Source organism: Microbacterium sp. B19, assembly GCF_000333395.1.
GTDB lineage: Bacteria > Actinomycetota > Actinomycetes > Actinomycetales > Microbacteriaceae > Microbacterium.
The window spans coordinates 1-2644 of the sequence record NZ_BADA01000445.1; the positions used below are offsets into that span (position 1 = coordinate 1).

Below are 2644 nucleotides of genomic sequence, written 5' to 3' on the forward strand. Positions count from 1 at the left end.
AGATCATCCCGGCACACTGACGGGATGGTCTCCCCTTTCCTGTACTTCCCGGGTGAACGGCTCTCGCTGGCGGAGCTCACCGCCGCGTGCCTCGACGGCCTGCTCGCCCCGATCGGCGAGGGGTTCATGCCCGCGGATGCCGTGGAGACGACGTGGATGCGCGCGCGGAGCCTCGCACCGCTCGTGGGCGACCGTTGGGCGGCGGTCCGCGTCAGTGCCGCGTGGGTGCACGGCGGCGGCGACGCCGAGCCGCTCCGTCATCACCTGCAGCGGGCCGCTGCCGAGCGGCTGCGTCCTCTCCGGGAGCCGAGCGTCATCGTCCACGACGTGCGCATCCCGACGGACGACCTCGTCACGATCGCCGGCGTCCGCGTCTCGAGCCCGGCGCGGACGCTGGTCGATCTCGCCCGGTCTCCGGATGCCGTGGACCTCGGTGTAGCTCAGTCCTGGGCGCACGCCGCTCCCGACGTCCTCGCCGATGCACGGGCGTGGCTCGCGCGGCATCCGCGGTACCCGTACGGGCGGCGGGCCGGGGACGTGCTGGACGCCGTGAGGCAGCCGCGGGATCAGGACGAGGTGACGCGGTACACGTCGTAGACGGCGTCGATGCGCCGCACCGCGTTGAGGACGCGGTCGAGGTGGACGGTGTCGCCCATCTCGAACACGAACTTGCTCAGCGCCAGACGGTCGTTGGTCGTCGAAACCGTGGCCGAGAGGATGTTGACGTGGTGCTCGCTCAGCACGCGGGTGACGTCGCTCAGCAGCCCGGAGCGGTCGAGCGCCTCGACCTGGATCTGCACGAGGAACACGCTCTTGGTCGTCGGTGCCCACTCGACGTCGATGAGACGCTCCGGGTCTTCGCGCAGCGACTTCACGTTGGTGCAGTCCGCGCGGTGCACCGAGACGCCGCTGCCGCGCGTGACGAAGCCGACGATCTCGTCGCCCGGCACCGGCGTGCAGCACTTCGCGAGCTTGACCAGGATGTCGGGGGCGCCGCGGACCAGCACGCCGGAGTCGCCGCCGCGCGGAGCGCGACTGCGGCCGACCTGCGGGAGATCGATCGGTCCGGTCGATGTGTCGTCAGCGCTCACGAGCGCCGTGACCTTCTCGATCACTGACTGCGTCGAGACGTGTCCCTCGCCGACCGCGGCGTAGAGGGCGGAGACGTCCTCGTAGTGGAAGCCGCGGGCGACCTCGGCGAACGAGTCCTGGTTCATCAGGCGCTGGAGCGGCAGGTTCTGCCGGCGCATCGCCCGGGCGATGGAGTCCTTGCCCTGCTCGATCGCCTCTTCGCGGCGCTCCTTCGTGAACCACCCGCGGATCTTGTTGCGCGCGCGGGTGCTCTTGACGAAGCCGAGCCAGTCCTGGCTCGGGCCGGCGTCGGGGTTCTTCGAGGTGAAGACCTCGACGACGTCACCCGACTGCAGCTCGGTCTCGAGCGGCACGAGGCGGCCGTTGACCTTGGCCCCCATCGTGCGGTGGCCGATCTCGGTGTGCACGGCGTACGCGAAGTCGACCGGGGTCGCACCCTTCGGCAGGCCGATCACCCGACCCTTCGGGGTGAAGACGTAGACCTCTTTCGCGCCGATCTCGAAGCGCAGTGAGTCGAGGAACTCCCCCGGGTCGGCGGTCTCGGCCTGCCAGTCCGAGATTCGCGCGATCCACGCCATGTCGGTGTCGGAGGCCTTGGCATCCGTCTTCCCGCCGGCCATCCGCTCTTTGTACTTCCAGTGCGCGGCGACGCCGAACTCCGCCTGCTGGTGCATCTCGTGCGTGCGGATCTGGATCTCGACCGTCCGGCCGCTCGGACCGATCACGGTCGTGTGCAGCGACTGGTAGAGGTTGAACTTCGGGGTGGCGATGTAGTCCTTGAAACGCCCCGGGAGCGGCGTCCACCGGGCGTGGATCGCGCCGAGCACGGCGTAGCAGTCGCGCACCGTGCCGACCAGGATCCGGATGCCGATGAGGTCGTAGATGTCGTCGAACTCGCGGCCCCGCACGACCATCTTCTGGTACACGGAGTACAGCTGCTTCGGACGGCCCATGACGCGACCGCGGACGCGGAGCTCGCGCAGGTCGGCGTCGATCGCGTCGATCACCGTCTGGACGTACTGCTCGCGCTGCGGCGTGCGCTGCCGGACGAGGCTTTCGATCTCGGCGTAGAGCTTGGGGTGCAGGACGGCGAACGAGAGGTCTTCCAGCTCGCTCTTGATCGCCTGGATGCCGAGCCGGTGGGCCAGCGGCGCGTAGATCTCGAGCGTCTCCGTGGCCTTCTTCGCGGCCTTGTGCGGCGGGACGAACCCCCACGTGCGCGCGTTGTGCAACCGGTCGGCGAGCTTGATGAGGAGCACGCGGATGTCGCGCGACATCGCCACGATCATCTTGCGGACGGTCTCGGCCTGCGCGCTCTCGCCGTACTTGACCTTGTCGAGCTTGGTGACGCCGTCGACGAGCATCGCCACCTCGTCGCCGAAGTCGGCGGCGAGCTGGTCGAGAGGGTAGTCGGTGTCTTCGACGGTGTCGTGCAGCAGCGCCGCGGCGATGGCCTTGGGGCCGAGGCCGAGCTCGGCGAGGATCTGCGCGACGGCAAGCGGGTGCGTGATGTACGGCTCGCCGCTCTGGCGTTTCTGCCCGTCGTGGGCCT

The 2644-nt window shown here is 69.4% G+C and carries 2 protein-coding genes; one reads left to right on the forward strand and one right to left on the reverse strand.

Translation table 11 applies throughout. The annotated features are described in order from the left end of the window. Window positions 1-24 precede the first annotated feature (24 nt). Window positions 25-597, forward strand: a complete 573-nt coding sequence (locus I5G_RS15830) for a type IV toxin-antitoxin system AbiEi family antitoxin (protein ID WP_022879931.1) — start codon at window positions 25-27, stop codon at window positions 595-597. On the opposite strand, the gene I5G_RS22950 is transcribed toward I5G_RS15830, so the two are convergent. After that, window positions 567-2644 (reverse strand): bifunctional (p)ppGpp synthetase/guanosine-3',5'-bis(diphosphate) 3'-pyrophosphohydrolase (locus tag I5G_RS22950; protein WP_022879932.1); only part of this gene is annotated, 2078 nt, incomplete at its 5' end. The genes I5G_RS15830 and I5G_RS22950 overlap by 31 nt on opposite strands.

Bases quoted from the DNA above. Each gene is read 5' to 3' on its own strand.
- I5G_RS15830 (WP_022879931.1), top strand. From the start codon at position 25: ATGGTCTCCCCTTTCCTGTACTTCCCGGGTGAACGGCTCTCGCTGGCG.